The organism is Enterobacter sp. BWH64 (assembly GCF_001037645.1).
GTDB lineage: Bacteria > Pseudomonadota > Gammaproteobacteria > Enterobacterales > Enterobacteriaceae > Enterobacter > Enterobacter hormaechei_C.
In genome coordinates this window covers 4,477,439-4,502,465 of record NZ_KQ089922.1, presented here as the reverse complement: position 1 = coordinate 4,502,465, position 25,027 = coordinate 4,477,439, and the positions used below count along the sequence as shown (strand labels likewise).

The 25,027-nt window shown below is 57.4% G+C and carries 25 protein-coding genes and 1 tRNA gene; 8 read left to right on the top strand and 18 right to left on the bottom strand.

Annotated features, from left to right (window positions below):
* The first annotated feature begins 13 nt into the window (after positions 1–13).
* Together SK50_RS21410 and SK50_RS21405 are read left to right on the top strand one after the other, a co-directional pair.
* A complete protein-coding gene (locus SK50_RS21410; RefSeq protein WP_032669131.1) occupies positions 14–1,534 on the top strand; it encodes a methyl-accepting chemotaxis protein in 1,521 nt (506 codons plus the stop codon).
* A 239-nt stretch (positions 1,535–1,773) separates the two neighbouring features.
* Positions 1,774–3,333 (top strand): methyl-accepting chemotaxis protein, encoded by a 1,560-nt coding sequence (locus SK50_RS21405; protein ID WP_045141804.1) that lies wholly within the window; start codon positions 1,774–1,776, stop codon positions 3,331–3,333.
* On the opposite strand, the gene SK50_RS21400 is transcribed toward SK50_RS21405, so the two are convergent.
* A complete protein-coding gene (locus SK50_RS21400) occupies positions 3,330–3,824 on the bottom strand; it encodes a PadR family transcriptional regulator (RefSeq protein WP_015571917.1) in 495 nt (164 codons plus the stop codon). The two genes, SK50_RS21405 and SK50_RS21400, sit on opposite strands and share 4 nt — an antisense overlap.
* A 145-nt stretch (positions 3,825–3,969) precedes the next feature.
* Between SK50_RS21400 and SK50_RS21395 the strand changes: the two genes are divergently transcribed.
* Positions 3,970–4,734, top strand: coding sequence for a siderophore-interacting protein (locus tag SK50_RS21395; protein ID WP_015571916.1), 765 nt, complete (start codon positions 3,970–3,972; stop codon positions 4,732–4,734).
* Here the strand turns inward: SK50_RS21395 and SK50_RS21390 are convergent, their stop codons facing one another.
* Both SK50_RS21390 and SK50_RS21385 read right to left on the bottom strand, forming a co-directional pair.
* Entirely contained in the window at positions 4,735–5,904 is a 1,170-nt protein-coding gene (locus SK50_RS21390; protein WP_045344020.1) for a coiled-coil domain-containing protein, read from the bottom strand.
* 218 nt (positions 5,905–6,122) lie between these two features.
* Positions 6,123–6,198, bottom strand: a tRNA-Ile gene (locus tag SK50_RS21385).
* A 124-nt stretch (positions 6,199–6,322) separates the two neighbouring features.
* Here SK50_RS21385 and mug point away from each other — a divergent pair.
* The gene (mug, locus tag SK50_RS21380) at positions 6,323–6,829 is read left to right on the top strand and encodes a G/U mismatch-specific DNA glycosylase (RefSeq protein ID WP_017384024.1); all 507 of its coding nucleotides are present in this window, start codon (positions 6,323–6,325) and stop codon (positions 6,827–6,829) included.
* 102 nt (positions 6,830–6,931) lie between these two features.
* On the opposite strand, the gene rpoD is transcribed toward mug, so the two are convergent.
* From rpoD to rpsU, 3 genes are all read right to left on the bottom strand, one after another.
* A complete protein-coding gene (gene rpoD / locus SK50_RS21375) occupies positions 6,932–8,776 on the bottom strand; it encodes an RNA polymerase sigma factor RpoD (protein ID WP_015571912.1) in 1,845 nt (614 codons plus the stop codon).
* A 152-nt stretch (positions 8,777–8,928) separates the two neighbouring features.
* Positions 8,929–10,674, bottom strand: coding sequence for a DNA primase (dnaG, locus tag SK50_RS21370; protein WP_003862574.1), 1,746 nt, complete (start codon positions 10,672–10,674; stop codon positions 8,929–8,931).
* A gap of 115 nt (positions 10,675–10,789) precedes the next feature.
* Complete coding sequence (gene rpsU, locus SK50_RS21365; protein WP_001144069.1) at positions 10,790–11,005, bottom strand: 30S ribosomal protein S21; 216 nt, start codon at positions 11,003–11,005, stop codon at positions 10,790–10,792.
* Positions 11,006–11,241: 236 nt separating this feature from the next.
* On the opposite strand from rpsU, the gene tsaD reads away from it, so the two are divergent.
* Positions 11,242–12,255, top strand: a complete 1,014-nt coding sequence (gene tsaD, locus SK50_RS21360; protein ID WP_015571911.1) for a tRNA (adenosine(37)-N6)-threonylcarbamoyltransferase complex transferase subunit TsaD — start codon at positions 11,242–11,244, stop codon at positions 12,253–12,255.
* Between the two features lie 72 nt (positions 12,256–12,327).
* On the opposite strand, the gene ureG is transcribed toward tsaD, so the two are convergent.
* The 10 genes from ureG to plsY all read right to left on the bottom strand — a co-directional run bounded on the left by ureG (position 12,328) and on the right by plsY (position 20,143).
* Complete coding sequence (ureG, locus tag SK50_RS21355) at positions 12,328–12,945, bottom strand: urease accessory protein UreG (RefSeq protein ID WP_014071813.1); 618 nt, start codon at positions 12,943–12,945, stop codon at positions 12,328–12,330.
* A gap of 9 nt (positions 12,946–12,954) precedes the next feature.
* A complete protein-coding gene (locus SK50_RS21350; protein WP_045344017.1) occupies positions 12,955–13,629 on the bottom strand; it encodes an urease accessory protein UreF in 675 nt (224 codons plus the stop codon).
* Complete coding sequence (locus SK50_RS21345; protein ID WP_023295464.1) at positions 13,629–14,168, bottom strand: HupE/UreJ family protein; 540 nt, start codon at positions 14,166–14,168, stop codon at positions 13,629–13,631. Before SK50_RS21345 ends, SK50_RS21350 begins: the two co-directional genes overlap by 1 nt.
* Positions 14,169–14,177: 9 nt before the next feature.
* Positions 14,178–14,642: an urease accessory protein UreE gene (gene ureE, locus SK50_RS21340; RefSeq protein ID WP_045344016.1), complete on the bottom strand. Its 465-nt coding sequence runs from the start codon at positions 14,640–14,642 to the stop codon at positions 14,178–14,180.
* Positions 14,643–14,651: 9 nt separating this feature from the next.
* Positions 14,652–16,355 carry an urease subunit alpha gene (gene ureC, locus SK50_RS21335; RefSeq protein WP_045344015.1) on the bottom strand — a complete coding sequence of 568 codons (1,704 nt, stop codon included), beginning with the start codon at positions 16,353–16,355 and terminating at the stop codon, positions 14,652–14,654.
* Entirely contained in the window at positions 16,348–16,662 is a 315-nt protein-coding gene (locus SK50_RS21330; RefSeq protein ID WP_045344014.1) for an urease subunit beta, read from the bottom strand. Before SK50_RS21330 ends, ureC begins: the two co-directional genes overlap by 8 nt.
* A 10-nt stretch (positions 16,663–16,672) precedes the next feature.
* On the bottom strand, positions 16,673–16,975 hold the full coding sequence (locus SK50_RS21325; protein ID WP_003862556.1) for an urease subunit gamma: 303 nt from the start codon (positions 16,973–16,975) through the stop codon (positions 16,673–16,675).
* A gap of 10 nt (positions 16,976–16,985) precedes the next feature.
* Positions 16,986–17,813, bottom strand: coding sequence for an urease accessory protein UreD (locus tag SK50_RS21320; protein ID WP_045344013.1), 828 nt, complete (start codon positions 17,811–17,813; stop codon positions 16,986–16,988).
* Between the two features lie 156 nt (positions 17,814–17,969).
* Positions 17,970–19,436 (bottom strand): MFS transporter, encoded by a 1,467-nt coding sequence (locus SK50_RS21315; protein ID WP_045344012.1) that lies wholly within the window; start codon positions 19,434–19,436, stop codon positions 17,970–17,972.
* A gap of 92 nt (positions 19,437–19,528) precedes the next feature.
* A complete protein-coding gene (gene plsY / locus SK50_RS21310) occupies positions 19,529–20,143 on the bottom strand; it encodes a glycerol-3-phosphate 1-O-acyltransferase PlsY (protein ID WP_017384031.1) in 615 nt (204 codons plus the stop codon).
* A 107-nt stretch (positions 20,144–20,250) separates the two neighbouring features.
* Between plsY and folB the strand changes: the two genes are divergently transcribed.
* Together folB and bacA are read left to right on the top strand one after the other, a co-directional pair.
* On the top strand, positions 20,251–20,619 hold the full coding sequence (gene folB, locus SK50_RS21305; RefSeq protein ID WP_015571902.1) for a bifunctional dihydroneopterin aldolase/7,8-dihydroneopterin epimerase: 369 nt from the start codon (positions 20,251–20,253) through the stop codon (positions 20,617–20,619).
* A gap of 106 nt (positions 20,620–20,725) precedes the next feature.
* Positions 20,726–21,547, top strand: a complete 822-nt coding sequence (gene bacA / locus SK50_RS21300; protein ID WP_003862545.1) for an undecaprenyl-diphosphate phosphatase — start codon at positions 20,726–20,728, stop codon at positions 21,545–21,547.
* 13 nt (positions 21,548–21,560) lie between these two features.
* Here bacA and SK50_RS21295 read toward each other — a convergent pair whose 3' ends face one another.
* Positions 21,561–22,802 (bottom strand): multifunctional CCA addition/repair protein, encoded by a 1,242-nt coding sequence (locus SK50_RS21295; protein ID WP_023304444.1) that lies wholly within the window; start codon positions 22,800–22,802, stop codon positions 21,561–21,563.
* Positions 22,803–22,862: 60 nt separating this feature from the next.
* Positions 22,863–23,483: a TIGR04211 family SH3 domain-containing protein gene (locus tag SK50_RS21290; protein WP_001303390.1), complete on the bottom strand. Its 621-nt coding sequence runs from the start codon at positions 23,481–23,483 to the stop codon at positions 22,863–22,865.
* Between the two features lie 237 nt (positions 23,484–23,720).
* Between SK50_RS21290 and SK50_RS21285 the strand changes: the two genes are divergently transcribed.
* Positions 23,721–25,022, top strand: coding sequence for a CYTH domain-containing protein (locus tag SK50_RS21285; RefSeq protein ID WP_048229912.1), 1,302 nt, complete (start codon positions 23,721–23,723; stop codon positions 25,020–25,022).
* Positions 25,023–25,027: the final 5 nt, after the last annotated feature.

The window sequence follows — 25,027 nt, the reverse complement described above, 5'->3', positions numbered from 1 at the left end:
AGGGATGCTCACTATGTCCTCTCCTGACTATGTCACCCAGAATGAATATCCGCTGGACGATGACACCACGCTTATGTCGACCACCGACCTCCACAGCTACATGACCCACACTAACGACACCTTTGTGCAAGTGAGCGGCTTTACGCTCCAGGAGCTGCTCGGGCAACCGCACAACATTGTGCGTCATCCGGATATGCCGAAAGCGGCTTTTGCCGACATGTGGTACACGCTGCAAAAGGGCGAACCCTGGAGCGGGATTGTCAAAAACCGACGTAAAAATGGCGATCACTATTGGGTACGCGCCAATGCGGTACCAATGGTGCGTAACGGCCAGATGACGGGCTATATGTCCATTCGTACCCGCGCCACCGAGGACGAGGTCGCCGCGGTGGAGCCGCTTTATAAGGCGCTCAACGAAGGACGCTGCAAAAAACGCATTCATAAAGGGCTGGTGGTGCGCAAAGGCTGGCTCGGCAAATTACCGGCGATGCCGCTGCGCTGGCGCGTGCGTAGCGTAATGGCGGTACTTTTCGCGGTGATGGCCGCAACGCTGGTTGCCAGTGCCGCGGGCTGGGCTTCGTTGGTGGCGGCAGCCGTGGTGATGCTGCTTGGCACCCTGGTGTTTGAGCAACAGATTGTCCGCCCGGTGGAAAACGTCGCACGGCAGGCGCTCAGGGTCGCTACCGGAGAGCGTAACAGCGTGCAGCATCTTAACCGCAGCGATGAACTGGGGCTAACGCTGCGGGCCGTCGGACAGCTGGGGCTGATGTGCCGCTGGCTGATCAACGACGTCTCCAGCCAGGTGGTGAGCGTGCGCGACGGCAGCGACAGGCTGGCGCAGGGCAATGAAGATCTCAACGACCGCACGCGCCAGACCGTGGCTAACGTGCAGCAGACCGTGGCAACAATGAACCAGATGGCGGCGTCGGTGCAGAGTAACTCTGAGACCGCAGCCGAAGTCGACAAGCTATCGATGGCCGCCAGCAGCGCGGCCACGCAGGGGGGCACCGTGATGCAGACCGTGGTGAAAACCATGGATGACATTGCCGACAGTACCCAGCGCATTGGCTCTATTACCTCGCTTATCAATGACATCGCCTTCCAGACCAATATTCTGGCGCTGAACGCCGCGGTTGAGGCGGCACGCGCGGGCGAGCAGGGGAAAGGTTTTGCGGTGGTGGCGGGCGAAGTGCGTCATCTTGCCAGCCGCAGCGCGAACGCGGCTAACGATATTCGCAAGCTGATCGACGCCAGCGCCAGCAAAGTGCAGTCGGGCGCCGAGCAGGTCCACGCCGCGGGACGTACCATGGATGATATTGTCGAGCAGGTGAAAAACGTCACGCAGCTCATCGCGCAGATCAGTCACGCCACCTCAGAGCAGGCGACAGGCCTGACAGAGCTGACCCGTGCCGTGGCAGAGCTGGACAGCATTACGCAGAAAAATGCTGACCTGGTCGAAGAGAGCGCGCAGATTTCCGCGATGGTTAAGCACCGGGCCGGACGCCTTGAAGATGCGGTTACCGTGCTGCATTAAGAAATGTATGCTTCGATAAAGCCGTTTATTCCTCCGGGATAAACGGCTTTTTTGTTTTTCAGAATAAGTTATGTTGTTAATGAAATATTAAGTAACTAAAAAAAGCGCCCGGTTTTTAATTGTTATGATCCAGATTCATTGAGAGTGAAAAATAAAAAAACGATCAAAGTCATAAAGTTAGCGTGTTTTCTGTCGATAACAGCGATCGTCTGAGAAATAATCACATCGATGGGGTAAATATGTTCATACATGACGTAAAGATCGGCACGAAATTATTTCTGGCGTTTGGATTATTTATTGTCCTGATGGTCGTCAGCGCAAGCTTGTCTCTGATGAGCCTGAATCGGGCAAACAATGGAATGCAAACCATCCTTACCAGCGACTATCCAACGACGGTAAAAGCGAACCAGTTAATCGACAACTTCCAGGAATTTATAAGCACGCAGCAGCTCATGCTGCTGGACGAACAGGGAACGTACACGGCGCAATCAGAGCAGCGTCTGAAGGCGATCAGCGAGCACATCTCCGCAATCCTGAGCGAGCTGGACAACGCTCTCAAGGATAAAAAATCCCAACAGGTGCTGGCCGATATCCACGGCGTACGCCAGCAATATCTTGACTCGCGCTACCGCATTTTGCAGGCCGTGCAGAATAACGACCGTGCGGGCGCGATAAACGAAATGATGACCAACACCCTGAATCTGCAACAGTCCTACAAAGCGAAAGTGCAGGCGCTGATTGCGATCCAGGACCATGAAATGCAGAGTGCGGGCGAGCAGGTGGAAGGCGATTTCCGCACCAATCGTCTCCTGCTGGTCCTGATTACGCTTTTCAGCGTCGCGGCAGCCAGCCTGACTGGCTGGTTCATTGTGCGATCCATTACCCGACCGCTGAACGACGCGGTGAATTTTGCGGAGGCCATTGCCGATGGCGATCTCACCGGCAGCATTACCTCGCACGGTAAAGATGAAACCGGACTGCTACTCACCGCACTGATGGAGATGAAAACGCGCCTGCTGGAGATTGTGCAGCAGGTGCAAACCGGATCGGAAAACATCTCCAGCGCCGCCGCGCAAATTGTCGCGGGCAACCAGGATCTGGCTGCCCGCACGGAGGAGCAGGCCAGTTCCGTTGAACAAACGGCCGCCTCGATGGAGCAGATCACCGCTACGGTGAAGAACACCGCGTCCCACACCGGAGAAGCGACGAACCTGTCTGCCGATGCGGCTGCCGTGGTCAAAAACAACGGCGAGATGATGAAGCAGGTCACCAGCAAGATGCGCCTGATTAACGAAACATCGAACAGGATGTCCGACATTATCGACCTGATCGACGCCATTGCCTTCCAGACTAATATTCTGGCGCTGAATGCGGCGGTCGAAGCGGCGCGCGCGGGTGAGCATGGTCGTGGCTTTGCGGTGGTGGCGGGCGAGGTACGCCAGCTCGCGCAGAAAAGTGCAACATCTGCGAGTGAGATCCGCCAGCTGATTGAAAGCTCCACAAGCCAGACGCAGGACGGCATGAACCTTGTGGAGAAGGCCAGCGGGCTTATCAACGGCATGGTCGGCAACGTAGAGGAGATGGACGTAATCCTGCGTGAGATTCGCCAGGCCAGCCACGAACAGACGGAAGGCATCTCGCAGATCAACAGCGCGATTGGCCTGATAGACGCCACCACCCAGCAGAACTCCGCGCTGGTGGAGGAGTCCGTTGCGGCGGCGGCATCCCTTAACGAACAGGCCATGCACCTGAAAGAGCTGGTCCGCGTGTTCCGCGTGAGCGACGGCGTGCTGGCTTAATCCAGCTGGGAGATCTCCAGCGCCGCGCGGTCAATCACGCCGATAATCTGTTTCAACTGCGCGTCGCTGAGCTCTCCCTGATTAACCTTCAGATCCAGTACCGCTTTGAAGTTATCCAGCGCCCGCTTCATCTGCGGGTTTTTGCGCAGCTGGAAACCGACGGAGCGCGCCTTGATACGCGTCTGGATCTGCTCCAGCTGTTCCCGGTTGTCATCCAGCCACTGTTCTCCGGCGGCGTTAATCGCAATCCGCTTACGGCCGTTCTCTTCTTCGGTAATGGTGATAAGCGCCTGATCCTGCAAGTAATCCAGCGTCGGATAGATCACGCCAGGGCTTGGCGTGTAATGTCCCTGCGTCAGGTTTTCGATCTCTTTGATCAGTTCGTAACCATGGCTCGCGTTGCGGGTCAGGATATCCAGGATCACCAGCCGCAAATCGCCATGACCAAAAAATCGTGGCCGGCGTCCGCCGCCGTCGTGTTCGTGTCGCATGTTTTTCCCTCAATTTGATATATCTAAACTATATCTAAGATATATTCAGATGCAATCTAAAAAATCTTGATTTCTTAGTTAATAGCAATCATTATCATTAAGAATTCATTCCGATATATCGTATTCACCTGAGAAGGGCATCAACATGGCATCTACCCGTTACCCTCAACGTGTCCGCAATGACCTGCGTTTTCGTGAGCTGAACGTGCTGCGCACTGAGCGAGTCAGCGCAGGATTTCAGCGCATTGTGCTAGGCGGCGAGGCGCTGGAGGGCTTTAGCTCTCGCGGCTTTGACGACCATACCAAAGTCTTTTTCCCGGCACCGGGCACCACTTTCGTGCCGCCTGTGGTGACCGATGAAGGCATCGACTGGGGCGACGGCGCGCGTCCGCAGGCACGTGACTATACCCCGCTGTACGATGACGAAAAACATGAGCTGGCGCTCGATTTCTTCGTTCATGATGGCGGCATTGCCAGCAACTGGGCGGTAGAGGCTAAGGTGGGCGACAAGCTGACCATCGGCGGGCCGCGCGGTTCGCTGGTGGTGCCGGAAGATTACGCCTGGCAGCTGTACGTGTGCGACGAGTCGGGGATGCCCGCGCTGCGCCGCCGTTTAGAAGGCATCGCAAAACTGCCTGTTCGCCCGGCGATCCACGCCATTGTCACCGTGGGCGATGCGGCGTATGAGGACTATCTGGCGCACCTGAGCGGGTTCAACATCACCTGGGTTATCGGCCACAACGAGCAGGCGGTGGCCGACCATCTTGCCGCGCTGGCCGTGCCGGAAGAGGATTACTTTATCTGGCTGACCGGGGAGGGGAAGGTGGTGAAACGCCTGAGCCGTCAGTTTGAAAACGACGCAATTGACCCGCAGCTGGTGCGTGCCAGCGCGTACTGGCACGCCAAATAATCAGGCAGCGGGATCCAGCTGCGCTTCGCTCACCTGATGTTCGAGCGAGGCGCATACCTCTTTCAGCGCTTTCTCCTGCTGGGCAAAGTAGGCTTCCATATTGCTGAGCGACGAGACGAGCAGCCAGGACTCTTCCTTCTCCAGCTCTGCCAGCTCGTTCACCAGGGTGTCGATTTGCTCACGCACCTGCGCCATCTTTTTACGAATACGTTCCAGGTCGTTCAGTCTGTCGCTTGCCATCATCGGTTCGAATCCTTGTTGCAGACGGACGACCAGCGAGCGAATGGCCTTCACGTCGCCGCGCTGTTTGGCCTGGTTGAGTTGCACCATCATCCTGTTGGCTTCCTCTTTTAAATCATCGGCAACCAGATCCGGGTGGCATAGCTTGCTCGCCTGACGCCAGAGCCGCTTCAGCTCGTTCCGATCCTCTTCTGAGAGATCCTTGCCTTTACGCAGGCGAACTTCGGCATCATGATGCTGTTCGCGATACTTCTTGTACTCTTCGTTGGCCTCATCGCGCGCCTGACGTGCCGGCTCTTCTTCACGCGTTAAACCGGTCTCCAGCTCCATTGCTTCGGCCAGCAGGTTGGCAATCAGATTGCTTTGCTGCTGAAGATGTTTGCGCGCCTCTGCCGCCTGAACGGAATCCGCAGGCAGATCTCGCCAGCGCCGGGTGAGCGTTGTCAGAACCTCTACGGCCTGCGCCATATAGTCCTGGCAGCGGCGGTAATCCTCTTCCCGACGACGCGTCTCCGCCTGCTGACGACGCAGGTTAAGCTCCGCCAGCGTTTTACGCAGGGCGAGGATCTGCTGCATCAACGGCCCGAGGCGGGAGAAATAGAGATCGTTGAACTCATCTAGCTGCTGTACCCGGGCGTTACGGCGATCAATCAGATCGCGCAGACGCTCTTCCAGGGCTTTCAGCTCCAGCTTGCTGGCCGCCAGCTGTGGGTCACGCCACGGGGTAACGGCGCGCTGGCTTTGCAGCCAGGCGGTGATAGCGCGAAGGGCTGCGGTGTAGTTTTTCTGCTCAAGCGCCGCGACGATGGACAGGAGATCATCGTCAAAGGCTTCCTCTTTGAGACGTTTCAGCTGGCTCCGGATGATGTCGTCATCTTCCAGCTCAATGGCATTTTTAATGATTTCTAGCCGTTTGATCGGTGTGCTCATGATGCCTTTCGCTCTGGCGCTTAAGTATTTGAGTTAAGGTTAGTTGTTGTAAAAGCTACAGGAAATAATACACACGGATGATGATCGGCGCGATGGGGGATTTCTTTAGTTTTTAGGGTTTGTGAGGGGAAGCGACAGGCCGGGCTACGTGTGGTGGATTACTTACAAAAAAGCCACTCAATCGAGTGGCTTAACTGAATGATTCTAAAGCTAAAATTTGGTGGCCCCTGCTGGACTTGAACCAGCGACCAAGCGATTATGAGTCGCCTGCTCTAACCACTGAGCTAAGGGGCCGTGGCGGTGAATTATAAAGTAACTCCCCTCAGCAATCCAGCCATTCACACCTGCCTGCTGTTTTTATAAACAACGCATAATCAATCCTTTATACTTACCTTAAGATGCATAGACAGGAGTAGAGATGATCAACGATATTCTGGCCCCTGGCCTGCGGGTGGTGTTCTGCGGTATCAATCCGGGTAAGTCATCGGCGCACACCGGTTTTCACTTTGCTCATCCGGGAAATCGCTTCTGGAAGGTGATCCACCAGGCCGGTTTTACCGACAAACAGCTTAAGCCGGAAGAAGAGCAGCAGCTGCTGGATACGCGCTGTGGCATCACCATGCTGGTCGAGCGACCCACGGTACAGGCAAGCGAAGTGAATCTGCATGAGCTGCGCGCTGGCGGGCGTGAGCTGATCGCGAAAATTGAAGACTATCAGCCCGCGGCGCTGGCGATCCTCGGCAAGCAGGCCTACGAGCAGGCGTTCAGCCAGCGCGGCGCCAGCTGGGGTAAGCAGAACATTACCATTGGCGTAACGCAGGTGTGGGTGCTGCCAAACCCGAGCGGGCTGAACAGGGCGACGCTGGACAAGCTGGTGGAGGCGTATCGGGAACTGGATGAGGCGCTGGTGGTGAGGGGGCTTTAGCTCCTCTGCGGCTTGATGCCCTCATCCTGACCCTCTCCCACAGGGAGAGGGAATAAACAAAAAAAAAGCTCCCGATTGGGAGCTTTTTCATTTCAGGACCGATTAATCGTCCAGGAAGCTACGCAGCACTTCAGAGCGGCTCGGATGGCGCAGCTTACGCAGCGCCTTCGCTTCGATCTGACGGATACGTTCGCGGGTAACGTCAAACTGTTTACCCACTTCTTCCAGCGTGTGGTCGGTGTTCATGTCGATACCGAAACGCATACGCAGCACTTTGGCTTCACGGGCGGTCAGGCCAGCCAGCACGTCGTGCGTAGCGGCACGCAGGCTCTCGGTGGTGGCAGAGTCCAGCGGCAGCTCGAGGGTGGTATCCTCGATGAAATCACCCAGATGCGAATCTTCATCATCACCGATTGGCGTTTCCATGGAGATTGGCTCTTTAGCGATTTTCAGCACTTTACGGATCTTGTCTTCCGGCATCAGCATGCGTTCAGCCAGCTCTTCCGGCGTCGGCTCGCGGCCCATCTCCTGCAACATCTGGCGAGAGATACGGTTGAGTTTGTTGATGGTCTCAATCATATGCACCGGAATACGGATGGTGCGCGCCTGGTCTGCGATAGAGCGGGTGATCGCCTGACGGATCCACCAGGTAGCATAGGTGGAGAACTTGTAACCACGACGGTATTCAAACTTATCTACCGCTTTCATCAGACCGATGTTGCCTTCCTGAATCAGATCCAGGAATTGCAGGCCACGGTTGGTGTATTTCTTGGCGATAGAGATAACCAGACGTAAGTTCGCTTCAACCATCTCTTTCTTCGCACGGCGGGCTTTCGCTTCACCGATGGACATACGACGGTTGATGTCTTTCACCTGCTCGATGGTCAGGCCGGTCTCTTCTTCAATCTGATGCAGTTTTTGCAGGCCGCGCTGTACGTCTTCTTTCACGTCGTGCAGCTTTTCAGACCACGGCTTGTTCATCGCGATAGCGGCGTTGAACCAGGTTTCGCTGGTTTCATTGCCGGTGAAGAGGGTAATGAAGTTCTTCTTCGGCATTTTGCACTGTTCAACGCACAGCTTCATGATGATACGTTCCTGGGTACGTACGCGATCCATCATCACGCGCATGCTGTTCACCAGGTAGTCGAACTGTTTTGGCACCAGGCGGAACTGTTTGAACACTTCAGACAGCTTCAGGATCTCTTCCTGAGCGGCGGCATGGCTGCGGCCTTTCGCTTTGATGGTGTCACGCGTCACTTCGTACTGGGTACGCAGCTCGGCAAACTTCTCACGCGCCAGTTCAGGGTCGATGCTGTTGTCATCGTCGCTGCTGTCGTCCTCTTCTTCTTCATCTTCGTCTTCGTCGTCATCCATCTCTTCCTGAGACAGCTCAGAACCGACGTGAGTGGCGGTTGGCGCCATATCTTCTTCAGCGTTCGGGTCGACAAAGCCAGTGATCAGATCGGACAGACGCGCTTCTTCCGCTTCAACGCGATCGTACTGCTCCAGCAGATAGGTAATCGCTTCCGGGTATTCGGCAACAGAGCACTGAACCTGGTTGATCCCGTCTTCGATGCGTTTTGCGATGTCAATTTCGCCTTCGCGGGTCAACAGTTCAACGGTACCCATTTCGCGCATGTACATGCGGACCGGGTCAGTGGTACGCCCGATTTCAGATTCCACGCTGGACAGGACCTGTGCAGCAGCTTCTTCCGCATCTTCGTCAGTGTTGTTGGAGGTTTCAGCCAGCAACAGATCATCGGCATCCGGTGCTTCTTCCATCACCTGAATGCCCATGTCATTGATCATTTGGATGATATCTTCGATCTGATCTGAATCGACGATATCTTCCGGCAGATGGTCATTGACCTCGGCATAGGTCAGATAGCCTTGCTCCTTACCGCGTTGGACAAGAAGTTTCAGCTGTGACTGCGGGTTTTGCTCCATAAGACGGTATCCACACTTAATTCGTTTGATTGGTGTCGGCGATGGGCTGCCAACCTTTAAAGCGAGGGCGTACTTATATTTTTGCCGCTGCCTCTCAGTGCGGCTGCCGGGGGCTTCCCGATCGATATTCGGCACTTAAGCCGTTAAATTTTTTATTTCTTCGCCAGTTCCTGGTTAATCATCCAGAGCTCCCGGCGTTCTTCGCTGCTCAGGCCATGGGTGCGCTCGCGAGCTATCAACTCTTCCTGGCGCAACTCAAGCATCGAATCAAACATATGGTTGAGCGAGTCGGTGAACGTTTTTTCTGCGATATCCTTATCTGCTATATCGTCCCACATCGACAGTTTTTCAAGGGTAGCGGCCTCTTTTGTGCCGCGATAATGCTCTAAAAGTTGTCCGGTGGTCAGACCTGGCTGAGACAAACAAGTGTTAACCAATTCTGAAAATAAGCCAAGCCCGGGCAATTTTTCGTGGTTCAAACCCGCCAGCGACGGCACTTGCGGAGCAAGTTCGGGGTTTTGCACCAGCAACCCTATCAGTATACGCATGGTTGTGCGTTTTAGCTGAGGCGCGGGGCGTACCGTGCCGTTTTCAGCCTGTTTCGGCATTAAACGTTCAAGCTGGCTGTCATCCAGAATGCCGAGCTTGTTGCCTAACTCCTGACGCAGATAGATGCGCAGCGTTTCGCCGGGCACCTGGCTGATTAACGGCAGCGCCAGCGTGCTGAGCTGCGCGCGCCCGTCAGGGGTACTCAAATCAACCTGCGGCATCAGGCTGTTAAACAGAAACGTGGAGAGCGGCTGAGCCTGCTCCATCCGCGCTTCAAACGCCGCTTTGCCCTCTTTACGCACCAGCGTATCCGGGTCTTCACCGTCGGGCAGGAACATAAAGCGTAGCTGACGCCCGTCGGTCATATACGGCAACGCGGTTTCCAGCGCTCGCCAGGCGGCGTCGCGTCCTGCGCGGTCACCGTCGTAACAGCAAATCACGTTGTTGGTGACGCGGAACAGCAGCTGGATATGGTCCGCCGTGGTGGATGTTCCCAGCGACGCAACGGCATAGTTAATGTCGTACTGCGCCAGCGCAACAACATCCATATAGCCTTCGACGACCAGAAGACGCGGAGGTTCCGCATTATCCTGCTGTGCCTCATAAAGACCGTAAAGCTGGCGGCCCTTATGGAAAATATCGGTTTCCGGGGAGTTAAGGTATTTCGGCAGGGCATCACCCAGCACGCGACCACCAAAACCTATCACCCGGCCACGCTTGTCGCGGATCGGGAACATCACCCGTTCACGGAAGCGGTCGTAGCTTCGTCCCTGGTCGTTGGTGACCAGCATGCCTGCGTCGATGAGGGATTTACGATCTTCGCTATTGCCGCCAAAACGCTTTAACACGTTGTCCCAGCCGGGCGGGGCGTAACCAATAGCGAAACGCGCAATCACATCGTCACTCAGTCCGCGCTTGTTCAGATACTGACGCGCAGGCTCAGCCGCAGAGTGCTTAAGAGACTGTTGGTAAAACGAATTCAGGCCATCCATCAGTTGGTACAGCGTTTGCCGCTGATGGCGCTCGATCTGACTTGGCCCACTGCCTGCTTCATACGGCACTTCAAGGTTATGCATCGCCGCCAGCTCTTCGACGGTTTCAACGAACTCGAGCTTGTCGTAGTTCATCAAAAAATCGACGGCATTACCGTGTGCGCCACAGCCGAAGCAATGGTAGAACTGTTTTTCACCGTTTACGGTGAAAGAGGGGGTTTTTTCGTTATGGAACGGACAGCACGCATGGTAGTTCTTGCCCTGCTTTTTTAGCTTCACCCGCGCGTCGATGAGATCGACGATGTCGGTTCTGGCAAGCAGGTCATTGATGAAAACGCGTGGGATTCTTCCGGCCATATGCCCCAAAAATTTAAGCGACTTATAAACGAAAACAAGCCGCGCATTCCTTCCGGAAGCACGGCCTTACGACTACAACTCTGTCTGTCAATTGAGGGCTGTGGCCCTCAACAGATTAGTACAGACGAGTACGGCGTGCGTTTTCGCGAGCCAGTTTCTTCGCGTGACGTTTCACAGCGGAAGCTTTAGCGCGCTTACGTTCGGTCGTTGGTTTTTCATAAAACTCACGACGACGAACTTCAGCCAGAACACCTGCTTTCTCGCATGAACGTTTGAAGCGACGCAGTGCTACGTCGAACGGCTCGTTTTCACGTACTTTAATTACCGGCATGTAACTCTCACCTTTAATAAATTCGGTTTGCCGCTGGCATCAACGCCAGCTTATTTCAAAATGGTGCGGAATTTTACTGCAAATGCTGCTGCTTTGTAAAGCACCGATGCGATTTTGAAAGGGACTTTAATAAGGGTGAGGAGTATACACGAGGCTTCTTCCTGGGGCGAACAAAGTTTTACAACAATCCGCCCAGGCTCTACACTGCGCGGTATTGAAAAGAGGTAAAACAAGTCATGCGTGTACTGGGTATTGAAACATCCTGCGATGAAACCGGCATCGCGATTTACGACGACGAAAAAGGGCTTCTGGCCAACCAGCTGTATAGTCAGGTGAAATTGCACGCTGACTACGGCGGCGTCGTGCCTGAACTGGCCTCTCGTGACCACGTGCGTAAAACGGTTCCCCTGATTCAGGCGGCGCTTAAAGAGGCCGGGTTGAGTGCAAAAGATATTGATGCCGTGGCCTATACCGCAGGGCCGGGCCTGGTCGGCGCGCTGCTGGTCGGCGCAACGGTAGGGCGTTCGCTGGCCTTCGCGTGGGATGTTCCGGCCATTCCGGTTCACCATATGGAAGGGCACCTTCTGGCGCCGATGCTGGAAGACAATCCGCCAGAGTTCCCGTTTGTGGCGCTGCTGGTTTCCGGTGGGCATACCCAGCTGATTAGCGTAACGGGCATTGGCAAGTACGCGCTGCTGGGCGAGTCGATCGACGATGCTGCCGGTGAAGCCTTCGATAAAACCGCCAAGCTGCTGGGGCTGGATTACCCGGGTGGCCCGATGCTGTCGAAAATGGCGTCGCAGGGAACGGAAGGGCGCTTTGTCTTCCCGCGGCCGATGACCGACCGTCCGGGGCTGGATTTCAGCTTCTCTGGCCTGAAAACTTTCGCGGCCAATACTATCCGCAATAATGACGACAGTGAGCAGACCCGTGCCGATATCGCCCGTGCGTTCGAAGACGCGGTGGTGGATACGCTGATGATCAAGTGCAAGCGCGCGCTGGATCAGACCGGCTTTAAGCGCCTGGTGATGGCCGGTGGCGTCAGCGCTAACCGCACGCTGCGCGCGAAGCTTGCTGAGATGATGCAAAAGCGTCGCGGGGAAGTGTTCTATGCGCGTCCGGAGTTCTGTACCGATAACGGGGCGATGATCGCCTACGCCGGGATGGTGCGTCTGAACGCCGGCGCAACGGCTGACCTGAGCGTGTCTGTGCGTCCGCGCTGGCCGCTGGCGGAACTGCCTGAGGCGTGAGTTTCTTTGCCCGGTGGCGCTGCGCTTACCGGGCCTACAAGATCCACGTGTGCTAACGTGCAATAAACCACCCTACACCCGCAACATTCCTTTCTCTTCCAGAAACGCAATAATCGTCGCTAAACCGTCACCCGCTTTCAGGTTGGTAAACGTCCACGGACGCTCGCCGCGCATGCGATTAGTGTCGCGTTCCATTACCTCCAGCGACGCACCGACGTACGGCGCAAGGTCGGTTTTGTTGATCACCAGAAAATCGGATTTGGTGATCCCCGGCCCGCCCTTGCGCGGGATTTTTTCCCCTTCGGCCACGTCGATGACGTAGATGGTGAGGTCCGCCAGCTCCGGGCTGAAGGTCGCGCTCAGGTTATCCCCGCCGCTTTCCACGAAGATCAGATCCAGATTGCCGAACTTCTCGCTCAACGCTTCCACCGCCGCCAGGTTCATTGAGGCATCTTCGCGGATGGCGGTATGCGGGCAGCCGCCCGTTTCCACGCCCACGATGCGCTCTGGCTCCAGCGCACCCGCCTCGGTCAGGATGCGCTGATCCTCTTTGGTGTAGATATCGTTGGTCACCACCGCCAGGTGATAGGTGTCGCGCATCGCCTTGCAGAGCGCTTCCAGCAGGGCGGTTTTGCCCGACCCTACCGGGCCGCCCACGCCCACGCGCAGGGGATGTTTGTAATCAGCCATGTTGACTCCTCAGGAACGGAATAGTCGTGAATATTGGGTTTCATGGCGCGCGGAGGCGATGGCGGACAGCGGCGTAGCGGCCCCCAACGCGTCGTCGCCACGTAAAAATGCCTGTTCAAACCCGGCGGCAAAATGGTCGCTCAGGTCGATAATCAGCTGTTGTGCTGCCTGCTGCCCAAACGGCACCAGCTTGACGCCCGCCATCACCGCGCTCTCAATCCAGCTGTAGCCGAGGCTCAGCGCCAGCTCGCGCGCGCTAATGCCCCAGCGCACGCCGAGCCACGCCATGCCGCCGAGCTGGCTTTGTATAAACAGCGGTAGCCATTCTACCGGGCAGTCAGGTTCCCAGCTCTTAATCAGCCGCGTAAAGGCTGCCCCACGGTTGCGTTCTTCATCGCGCAGCTCGCGCGTTTCCCGGCAGGCGAGCAGGTATGCCGTCCAGCGTTTTACTGCCGCGACGTCCTGCTTCTCGCAGGCACAATACAGGCGGATAAACAGCGGCAGGTCGACGCAGAAAAAGCTCTGCTCCATCTGCTGGATCTGCCAGCGCCTGAAAGCCTCAGCGTCCGTGACCCACCCGGCCTCAACGGCCCACTCCAGCCCCTGCGACCAGGTAAACGATCCGACCGGCAGGCTACTGCTGGAGAGCTGCATCAGGCGCAGCCGCTGGCGGGCGTGCTCCATCAGCTCATCAGCGCCAGCAGGGCGGAGACGATCAGCCCGCCACCGAAGGTTTTACGCAGGCCGTCGTGACGGCGCAGCAGCAGCCCTGCCGCGAAGCTGGCACACAGCACCGTGGCGCTGGCTAACATAAACCCGCTGGTGAAGAGCCAGAAGCTGTGGCCGGACATCTCCACGCCGTGCGCCCAGCCGTGGAACATCGCCAGGGCTGGTACCGCCAGCAGCAGGCGATTTTCGGTCTTAAACATCATCACGCCGCAGAGCGCCAGCGAGGCGATAATCAGCATCTCCATGCCGCTAAAGCCGCCGAGCAGGCTGCCCGCAACGGCGCCAGCAAGCATCATGCCGAGCGTCGCTAACGGCAGCAGCAGCTTGCGGCCGCTCAGGGCGGAGAGCACGCCAGCCCCCGTCAGCATCAGCAGGTGATCCAGCCCGGTCAGCGGATGGAGAAATCCTGCCTGGAAGCTGTCGGTCCCGTGGCCGGGATGGGCAAGCGCCGGAACGGAAAAAGCCAGCAGTAACAGCGGTAAGTACTTGCGCATGATGAGTCCTTAATGTGAATGAGCGTGAGAGTGGCTATGGCTGTGGGCATCGCTGGTGTAAGCGCCCGCTTCCGGTTCAAATGGCAGGCTGGCGAAGGTCACCTCCAGCCCGAACTGACGCAGCATATCGTCGAGGACGTGGTCGTGGTGGTAGCGCAGTTCGCCAGGCATTATTTGCAGCGGTACGTGACGATTGCCCATGTGATAACAGGCGCGGGCGAGCAGGAACGGGTCGGCGCAGCGCACCACGGAAACCGACTCCGGGGCGGCGATCACTTCGATCACCTCGCTGCCATCGTCGGTAGTCAGCAGGTCGCCCCCGCGCAGCAGCAGGCCGCGCGGCAGCATTAGCCCGGCTTCGCGGCCGTCGTTCAGCGCCACGCGGGCGCGGCTTTTTACCCGCACATCAATCGGTAGCGTGACGCTGGCGGTAATCGGATGCGCATGGTCCAGGCGTTGGGTTAAATAGATCATCATGACTCCTCAAAACAGAAAATAGCGTTGCGCCATCGGCAAAACCTCTGCCGGTTCGCTGGTGATCAATTCGCCGTCGACGCGTACCTCATAGGTTTGCGCGTCAACGGTGATATTCGGCTGTAAATCGTTGTGGATCATGTCGGCCTTTTTCACCGACCGGCAGCCTCTCACCACCGCGGTGGCGCTTTGCAGTCCGAGCCGTTGCGGAATGCCGCTGGCATCAGCAGCCTGAGAGACAAACGTCAGCCGCGTGGCGTGGCGTGCGGCACCAAGGGCACCAAACATCGGGCGGTAATGTACCGGCTGCGGCGTGGGGATCGAGGCGTTGATGTCGCCCATCGGCGCGCAGGCGATCATCCCGCCTTTGACGATGGTGGCGGGTTTGACGCCAAAGAAGGCGGGGGACCAGACCACCAGATCCGCCAGCTTGCCCGCCTCAATAGAACCGACCTCATGGGCGATGCCGTGGGTCAGCGCCGGGTTGATGGTGTATTTGGCGACATAGCGCTTAACGCGGAAGTTATCGTTATCGCCGGTCTCTTCCGGCAGTGCGCCGCGCTGCACCTTCATGCGGTGCGCCACCTGCCAGGTGCGGATAATCACTTCCCCCACGCGGCCCATTGCCTGTGAATCTGACGAGGTGAGCGAGAACGCGCCGATATCGTGCAGCACGTCTTCGGCGGCGATGGTCTCCCGGCGAATGCGGGATTCGGCAAACGCCACGTCCTCGGCGATATCCGGGTCGAGGTGATGGCAAACCATCAGCATGTCCAGGTGCTCGTCGATGGTGTTGACCGTGTAGGGCAGCGTCGGGTTGGTGGAGGAGGGCAGAATATTCGGGTGCGCGCAGGCGGTGATGATATCCGGCGCATGGCCGCCGCCCGCCCCTTCGGTGTGGAAGGTGTGGATGGTGCGCCCGGCGATGGCGGCCAGCGTGTCTTCGACAAAACCGGACTCGTTCAGCGTGTCGCTGTGCAGCGCCACCTGAATATCCATCTCTTCAGCGACCTCCAGCGAACAGTTGATGGCCGCAGGCGTCGCGCCCCAGTCTTCGTGGATCTTAAGCCCGATGGCACCTGCCGCGATCTGCTCGCGCAGCGCGTCCGGGTTGGAGCCGTTCCCTTTACCCAGCAGGCCAATATTCACCGGTAGCGTATCGGCTGCCTGCAACATGCGGGCGATATACCACGGCCCCGGCGTGCAGGTGGTGGCGTTTGTGCCTGCCGCAGGCCCGGTGCCGCCGCCGATCATGGTGGTGACGCCAGACACCAGCGCCTCTTCCGCCTGCTGCGGACAGATCCAGTGGATGTGGGTGTCGATCCCGCCTGCGGTGACGATCTTCCCTTCGGCGGCGATCACTTCCGTTGCCGCGCCAATCGGGATCGTCACGCCGGGCTGGATGTCCGGGTTTCCGGCTTTGCCGACGGCGAAGATCCGCCCATCTTTTACGCCGATATCCGCTTTCACGATCCCCCAGTGATCGACGATCAGCGCGTTGGTGAGCACCAGATCCACGCAGTCGTCGGCGGTCATCTGCCCCTGACCCATGCCGTCGCGGATCACTTTTCCGCCGCCGAATTTAACCTCTTCGCCGTAGATCGTGAGATCCTCTTCCACTTCGATCCACAGCTCGCTGTCGGCCAGCCGCACTTTATCCCCGGTAGTGGGGCCGAACATATCGGCATACGCCCGGCGTGAAATCTCAGCCATGTTTCACCTCGCCCATGACCTCGCCGCGAAAACCGAAAATGCGCTGTGCGCCCGTCACCTGCACCAGCGTCACTTTCCGCTTCTGGCCGGGCTCGAAGCGCACGGCAGTGCCGGCAGGGATGTTCAGCCGGTAACCTCGGGTGGCCTCGCGATCGAACTTCAGCGCCGGGTTGACCTCGTAAAAGTGGTAGTGCGATCCCACCTGGATCGGCCTGTCGCCGTGGTTTTCCACTATCACACTTCGGGTTTCGCGCCCGACGTTGAGAGCAATGTTGCCGGGCTGGATCCGGTATTCACCTGGGATCATCACGCGCTCCTTACACGATCGGGTTGTGGACGGTGACGAGCTTGGATCCGTCCGGAAAGGTGGCTTCCACCTGGATATCCGGGATCATCTCCGGCACGCCTTCCATCACCTGATCGCGCGTCAGGACGTGGCGGCCGGCTTCCATCAGCGAGGCGACGGTTTCGCCATCGCGCGCGCCTTCCATAATAAAGGCGCTGATCAGCGCGACCGATTCCGGGTAGTTGAGCTTTACCCCGCGCGCGAGGCGGCGTTCGGCAACCAGCGCGGCGGTGAACAGCAATAGCTTGTCTTTTTCTCTGGGAGTCAGTTCCATAGCGTTTCTCTTATGTTTGCCAGATGCGCGGCGAACAGGCGGTTTTGGAAGTTAAAAGCGGGCGAAGCGACTGCCAGATATCGCGCATCGCCCGCTGACAAATCAGATTGTCGTGGGAGAGAAAACGCACCGACAGCAGATCGTCGGTGAGCGTGGCGCCCGCAAAAGTATCCAGCGGGGCGAGAAGCGCACGCACCGCATCGAGATGTGCTTCCCGGGCCGGATAGAACAGCAGCGTGCCGACCCACGGATGGTTCGCAACGGGCGTCAGATCGCCACCGCTAAGATGCAGTCGCTCAATCAGACGCGGCTCGCCATCCACCCACACCTCAAGGCGGTTCTCCAGCGTGCCGTGGCTGAAGGTTTCGTTTATCACCGGACGGCCCAGACAGTACAGCTCCCACGCCAGCAGCGTGCTGGTGGCGTGCAGGTGAAAGACGGAACGCAGCGCGGCGTTAGCGCCGGGGAAAATAATGGTGTCCTGCGGCAACCACTCCAGCGTGGCCTCTTCGTCGAGGTAAAAATGCTGACTGAGGCAGGCCAGCGGGCCGCTGCTGCGATAGAACTTACTGGCGCCGGGCATGGTGATGAGGGCATGGCTTTTGGCGTCGAGCCGCACGGAAATATCCAGCGTATCTCCGCCCACAATTCCGCCTGGCGGGTGCAGCAGGTAAAGGTGGCAGGTTTCCCCTTCGGGATAAAACGGACGCTGAACGGTGAGCGGCCCGCTGTGACGCGCGGAATGGAGGAGGGTTTTCTCAGGGGTATGACAAAACTGGAGGGCAAGCGAGGCCTGCCAGCCTTTGTATGAATTATCAGTGACCTGAGTTGCTAACATGGTGCTTCCATTTCCACACTATCGGGGTACGTTTCAGTATGCCCTGGCGGAAATGAAGGCTGTCATATGAGTCGCTTATGGATAAAAAAACCGGCTCATGTGAGCCGGTTTCAGTAATGCAGGCCGGGTAAGCGCAGCGCCACCCGGCAAGAAAGGCTAGCGATAATCCTCTGCATCCACATCATACCCCGACGGCTCCCAGCGGATCGCCAGCAGCGACGCCAGACCGATAAACGGCGCCAGCGCAATCACCCAGAACACGGCGGTATCCAGCGAGGCGACCAGCAGCGGGAACAGAAACAGTGACAGCGTTGAACTGCTGCGCATCAGCGTCTGGTTAAGCCCCACACCCACGCCGCGCAGCGAGGTCGGGTAGCTCAGGGAGGCAAACGTCATGGTATGCGCACCTGGACCAAAACCCTGACCAAACAGGAACAGCGCCAGCATCGCTACGGCGAACACGCCTTCCGTGGCCCCGTCAGGCCGGCCAATCAACGCCAGGCCGAGCAGTGCCGCAAGCTGGCACGCATAACCCGCCAGAGACATCCGCCATGCGCCGAAGCGCGGAACATAGCGCACCGCCAGCAGCCCGCCGACAAAGGCGAACAGCAGGTTAAGCGCCAGCGAGATCAGAATGGTGGTCAGCATCGACTGCACAAAGAAGCTGGAGATGATCACCGGCAGGCCAAAGGCTACGGCGTTATAGGCGAACGAGGAGACCACTGACAGCAGCGTGGCGAGCGTGGTACGCCGCAGATAGATACCGCGGAACAGGTTCAGGTAGTTCGACCATTTTGCCTTGTTCACGACAGGCGCGGGCTGGTCGAGCGCATCCTGCGGTACGTGGGCATTAATATTGTAAGACTGCCGCAGGATGGACGCCGCCTCCTTCAGATTGCCCTGATTCGCCGCCCAGACCGGGGATTCGCTCATATAGCGGCTGCGGATGGCGATAATCACCAGCGCGGGCACCGCGCCAAAGCCAAGGATCAGACGCCAGAGCCAGTCGCTGTGGCTTTCCGGCAGCACGGCGTAAAAGAAGAGCACCAGAAGATAAGAGATGCTGATGGCCGCGTACCAGGTGGGGCACCACATTGCGACGCTGGAGGCTTTATTCCCCGGGCCTTTCAGCCTGGCGAACTCGCTGAGAAACGCCATCGCGACGGGAAGGTCGATCCCAACGCCAAGACCCATCACAAAGCGCGCGCCCGCAAGCACATATTCGTTCGGGGCCAGCGCACAGGCGATAGCGGCAACGACAAAGAACACCATGTCGGCCATAAAGACGCGGTAGCGCCCGATTTTATCCGTAAGATAGCCGCCGAGCAGCGCCCCGACAATCGCGCCAAAGGTAATCGCCGAGGCCACCATGCCGGTACCGGCGGGCGTCAGGTTAAATTCGCGGGTGATGTCTTTGATGCCGAATGCCAGCGCGCCGAGATCGTAGGCATCGAGGAAAATTCCCCCGAGCGCGATACCGACCACGATGCGGGCATTGGCCCGGCCCTGAGAGCCGTCATTAACGAGACGTGAAACGTCCGATGCGCTACGTACCCACTTGATGTCGCCATCCGGGGTATTTCCTTCCGTTGGAAGGGGAGTTGAATCTGTGATTTCTGCCATTTTCTTTTTGTGTGGTTGTGTTGTGTCTCTAACAGTTACCACAGGCAGAAGGTGACAAAAATCACATTTGGTTATAAGGCATAACGAACGGTTTACTGAGCGTCTTTCTTTTTACGCCTGAGCTTCGTCCAGATCTTCGTTTCCTTACGCCGCCACAGGCGCTGAATGTTGTCGTGGTGGCGCAACAGGATCAGACACGAGAGCATCGACACCGGGAAGGTAAACTGCGGTTTAAACCACCAGACATAAAACGGGGCGATCAGTGCGCTGACGATGGCGCCCAGCGACGAATAACCGCTCAGCAGGATGGTCAGCAGCCAGGTGCCCGCCATCACGCCGGTGAGATCCCAGCCGATCGGCGCAATCGCGCCAAACGCGGTGGCAACGCCTTTACCGCCTTTAAAACCAAAGAAAACGGGCCAGATGTGGCCGACGCAGGCGGCGATGGCAATCAGCCCCAGCCAGAAGGGTGTGACGCCGAGCGCATACGCGCCCCAGACGGGAAGCATTCCTTTCAGAACATCAAAAATCAAAACCGCTACGGCTGCTCCCTTGCCGCCAATTCGTAGTACATTGGTCGCCCCCGGATTCCCGGAACCACTTTCACGCGGGTCAGGCAACCCGGCGATGCGGCAGACCAGAATGGCGCTGGAGATTGAGCCGCAAAGGTAGGCGAGGATAATCATTCCAGGCGCGATTGCACTCATAACGCTGTTCCGTTTTGAAAATGTATCTGTATTCTCAGCATCTGTGGATAATACGCATAATTCGCCGGAAGTGGTATCCGGTTTAGCCAAAAAGCAGGCAGGTCGTGATGGATATTGTATTTATAGAGCAACTTTCGGTAATCACCACAATTGGTGTTTACGACTGGGAACAGACCATCGAGCAGAAACTGGTGTTCGATATCGAAATGGGCTGGGACAACCGCAAGTCAGCAAAAAGCGATGATGTGAATGACTGTCTGAGCTACGCCGACATCAGTGAAACGGTCATCGCCCATGTTGAAGGGCAACGTTTTGCGCTGGTAGAACGCGTGGCGGAAGAGGTAGCAGACCTGCTGCTGAGCAAATTTAACTCCCCATGGGTGCGCATTAAGCTAAGCAAGCCGGGAGCGGTGGCGCGCGCCGCCAATGTGGGCGTGATTATCGAGCGTGGCACAAATCTGAAAGGAAAGATTTAACGTCATAATAGCTAAACCATTTTAGGTTATATCGGTCTTAAAGCTGTATCTTTCACGGTTGTCCGCGTGGGACACCGTTTTTTTATATCTTTTTAGGGGTTTATAGATGAGCGATATGCACTCGCTGCTGGTGGCGGCAATACTGGGTGTGGTCGAAGGATTGACGGAGTTTTTGCCGGTGTCCAGTACGGGCCATATGATTATCGTTGGCCATCTCCTGGGCTTTGAAGGCGATACCGCAAAGACGTTTGAGGTGGTTATTCAGCTGGGCTCTATCCTGGCGGTGGTCGTGATGTTCTGGCGACGTCTGTTTGGTCTGATCGGTATCCACTTCGGGCGTTTGCCGCAGCGTGAAGGAGAGGGCAAAGGGCGCCTGACGCTGATTCATATTCTGCTCGGGATGATCCCGGCGGTGGTGCTGGGGCTGGTGTTCCACGACACCATTAAATCGCTCTTCAACCCGATTAACGTGATGTACGCGCTGGTTGTCGGCGGCTTCCTGCTGATTGCCGCCGAAGTGCTGAAGCCTAAAACCCCGCGTGCGGAAGGTCTGGACGATATGACGTATCGCCAGGCGTTTATGATTGGCTGCTTCCAGTGTCTGGCGCTGTGGCCGGGCTTCTCCCGTTCAGGGGCAACCATTTCCGGCGGGATGCTGATGGGCGTGAGCCGTTACGCGGCGTCTGAGTTCTCGTTCCTGCTGGCGGTGCCGATGATGATGGGCGCCACCGCGCTGGATCTCTACAAAAGCATCGGCTTCCTGACCGTGGGCGACATTCCGATGTTCGCCGTGGGCTTTATCACCGCCTTTATTGTGGCGTTGATCGCCATCAAAACCTTCCTGCAACTGATTAAGCGTATTTCGTTTATTCCGTTCGCGATCTACCGCTTTATCGTCGCGGCTGCCGTGTACGTGGTCTTCTTCTGATGACCGACCGCCCTCAGTCTTTCGGCTGAGGGCAACGTTTTTCCTTCCACGCTGCAACTGCATCAATCCGCCGCTTCGTCAGCTCTTCGCGGATCGCCGGGCCTTTAAACCCTGCCTCCACCACCTCTTTTGTTGGCACCGCTTTCGCCACGTCCCACGCCTCACGCAGCAAACGACCCTGCGGATAATCGGACGCTTCAAACCCGGTGCGGCCGCGCACGTCGGCTTCGCTGGTCAGCGCAATTTGCTCCACGCGCTGCGGTTTGCGCCAGGCGTCGATGTTATCAAACAGCCTGACGATGGTGGCGGGTTTCAGGATCGGGAAGGTGTGGATCAGGTCGTGAAACTCGGCCACCAGTTTTGCCAGATCGCGAATGTCATTCGGCACGCGCAGGCGCTGGCAAAGCCCTTCAACCAGCTTCACGCCAGCCGGACCGTGCCCGTGGTGGCGTGGCCACAACTCCTTTGGCGTTAACCCTTTGCCGAGGTCATGGCAGAGGGTAGAAAAGCGCACGTCCACCTCCGGGCTGAGCATGGCGGCCATGCTCAGCGTCATCAGGGTGTGAATGCCGGTATCAATTTCCGGGTGCCATTTCGCCGGGGCGGGCACGCCAAACAGCGCGTCTATTTCCGGGAACAGCACTTTCAGCGCCCCGCAGTCGCGCAGAACCTGGAAAAAGACCTGTGGATTGCGGGTAGTCAGGGCGTTTTCGGTCTCTTTCCAGACGCGTTCTGGCGTCAGGTGTTCCAGCTCGCCCGCGTCGGTCATGGCCGTCATCAGCGCCATCGTCTCGTCGGCGATGCGGAAGCTGAGATGGGCATAACGGGCGGCAAAACGCGCCACGCGCAGTACGCGTAACGGATCTTCAGAAAAGGCGGGGGAGATATGGCGTAAAAGACGGTCGCGCAGATCGTTCTGGCCGCCGTAGACGTCGATAATATGGCCGTTTTCGTCCTGCGCCAGGGCGTTAATGGTGAGATCGCGGCGCAGTAAGTCCTGCTCCAGCGTCACATCCGGCGCGGCATAGCAGGTGAAGCCGGTATAACCGGAACCGGATTTCCGTTCGGTACGCGCCAGGGCGTACTCTTCCCGGCTTTTCGGATGGAGGAACACAGGAAAATCGCGGCCTACCTGCTGGTAGCCCGCGTCAATCATCGCTTCGGGCGTGGCACCGACCACGACCCAGTCTTTATCTTTGACCGGCAGACCTAATAACGCATCACGTACCGCACCACCGACCAGATAACTCTTCACGCCAACACTCCCGTTTTCTCTTTTCGCAAGATGATACGTAAGTGTGGCAGAGAAGACGAGTTAGTTCATCCAGCGGTCTTTACGTTTACGGCTTGGGATAAGGTGAGGAAGCACCAGACCCAGCACCAGACCGACGCCCAGCACCCCGCCGCCATACATAAACCACTGCATGATGATGGTGCGTTGTTTGTCATCCAGCTGTAGATTCGCGGCGTTCACTTTCTTCTGCGCGACGATGAGCTCATTTTTCAGCTTCTGATTTTCATCTTTCAGACCGGCGATCACACTGTCGCTTTGCGCCACTTTCTGCTGCATCTCTGCGGTGCGCTGGTTCCAGGTGCCGTCAATGTTGTTCAGCTTATCGGTCAGGGTTTTCACCTGATTTTCCAGATCCGGCACGCGGGTGCGCAGGCTCGGCACCGTGCTCAGCTCTTTCAGCGGGATCCATGAGGTGCGGCCAGAGCTGTCACGAACCTGACCGTAATTGGTGTCTGCATTGGTTTGCAGCAGAGTCACTTCCTCGCCGGCATTTACCGTACCCACGAGGCGATAATTGTCTCCTGGGCCGCTGCGTACCCAGGTATTCAGTTCATCAGAAACGTAACGTTTCTCTTCAGCGTGGACCGCGGTTGCGGCGCTAAAAGCGAGTAAAGTAAGTCCAATCAGGCGTAATTTAAGCATATCAGTCGTTATTTTCATAAAAAGTGGAACGATAGTAGTGGTATCAGTGTCGCTACGCAAAGGATTCATCATCAATCGGAATCATCTGTGTCATGATTTCCACCGCTTTAAACTTTTACGCCCGTCAAATTGCTCATTGCGTGGCAATTTGGCGCAAAATACTATGTACTGACAAACAAATGGCGAGGAAGTTCGCCTTCATCGACGCGTCTGTGACGCACGCAAAAGTACAAGGCTATGGCACAAGAGATCGAATTAAAGTTTATCGTCGAAAAAGACAGCGCTGACGCGCTCCGCCAGCATCTGAATACGCTGTCCGGCGAGCACCATGAACCCGTACAGCTGCTCAACATCTATTACGAAACGCCGGACAACTGGCTGCGCAACCGCGATATGGGCCTGCGCATCCGGGGTGCGAACGGGCGCTACGAGATGACGATGAAAATCGCCGGTCGCGTGGTGGGCGGTTTGCACCAGCGTCCGGAATACAATATCGACATCAGTAAGCCAGAACTTGAGCTGGATCGTTTTCCGGCGGAAGTGTGGCCGGAAGGGACGCTGCCCGCAACGCTGTCGGCAGAGGCGCAACCGCTGTTCAGCACCGATTTCTGGCGCGAAAAATGGCTGGTGTCGGAAGGCAAGAGCCGCATTGAGATCGCGTTTGATCGGGGTGAAATTAAGGCGGGTGAAGAGCAGGAGCCGATCTGCGAATTGGAACTCGAACTGCTGGAAGGCGAGGCGAGTGATGTGCTGAAGCTGGCGCACAAGCTGGTGAACCAGCCTGGCCTGCGTCAGGGCAGCCTGAGTAAAGCGGCACGCGGCTATCACCTGGCCGCCGGGAATGCGCCGCGCGTGCTGCGAGAAACCCCGATTCTGCGCGTTGTGCCGAAAGCCTCCGTTGAGCAGGGCATGGAAGCGGCGCTGGAGCTGGCGCTCTCTCAGTGGCAGTACCACGAGGAGCTGTGGGCGCGTAACGTGAAAAATGCCAAAAAACAGGTGCTGGCCGCTATGGGGCTGGTGCGTCATACCCTGACGCTCTTTGGCGGCATTGTACCGCGTAAAGCCAGCACTCACTTACGTGATTTGCTCACTCAAACCGAAACGCTGATGCTTTCCGACGTGTCGGCACAAACGGCGATCTACAGCCCGCAAAACGCCGGCGCGAAACTGGCGCTGACCGAGTTTCTGGTGACGCGCGGCTGGCGCACGTTCCTCGATGCGAAAGGGCAGACCAAAATCGCGGAAAACTTCAAACGTTTTGCGGATATCCACCTCTCCCGTCACGCGGCCGAGCTGAGAACCACCTTTGCGCATCCGCTGGGCGACCAGTATGGCGATCAGCTTCCCCGCCTGGCGCGTAACATCGACAGCATGTTGCTGCTGTCAGGTGCGTATGAGGGCGTGAAGGCGCAGGCCTGGCTGGAGAACTGGCAGGGGCTGAAGCATGCCATCGAGACCCGTCAGCAGATCGAAATCGAGCATTTCCGCAACGAGGCCATTTCGCAGGATCCGTACTGGCTGCACAGCGGAAAACGTTAATTCTG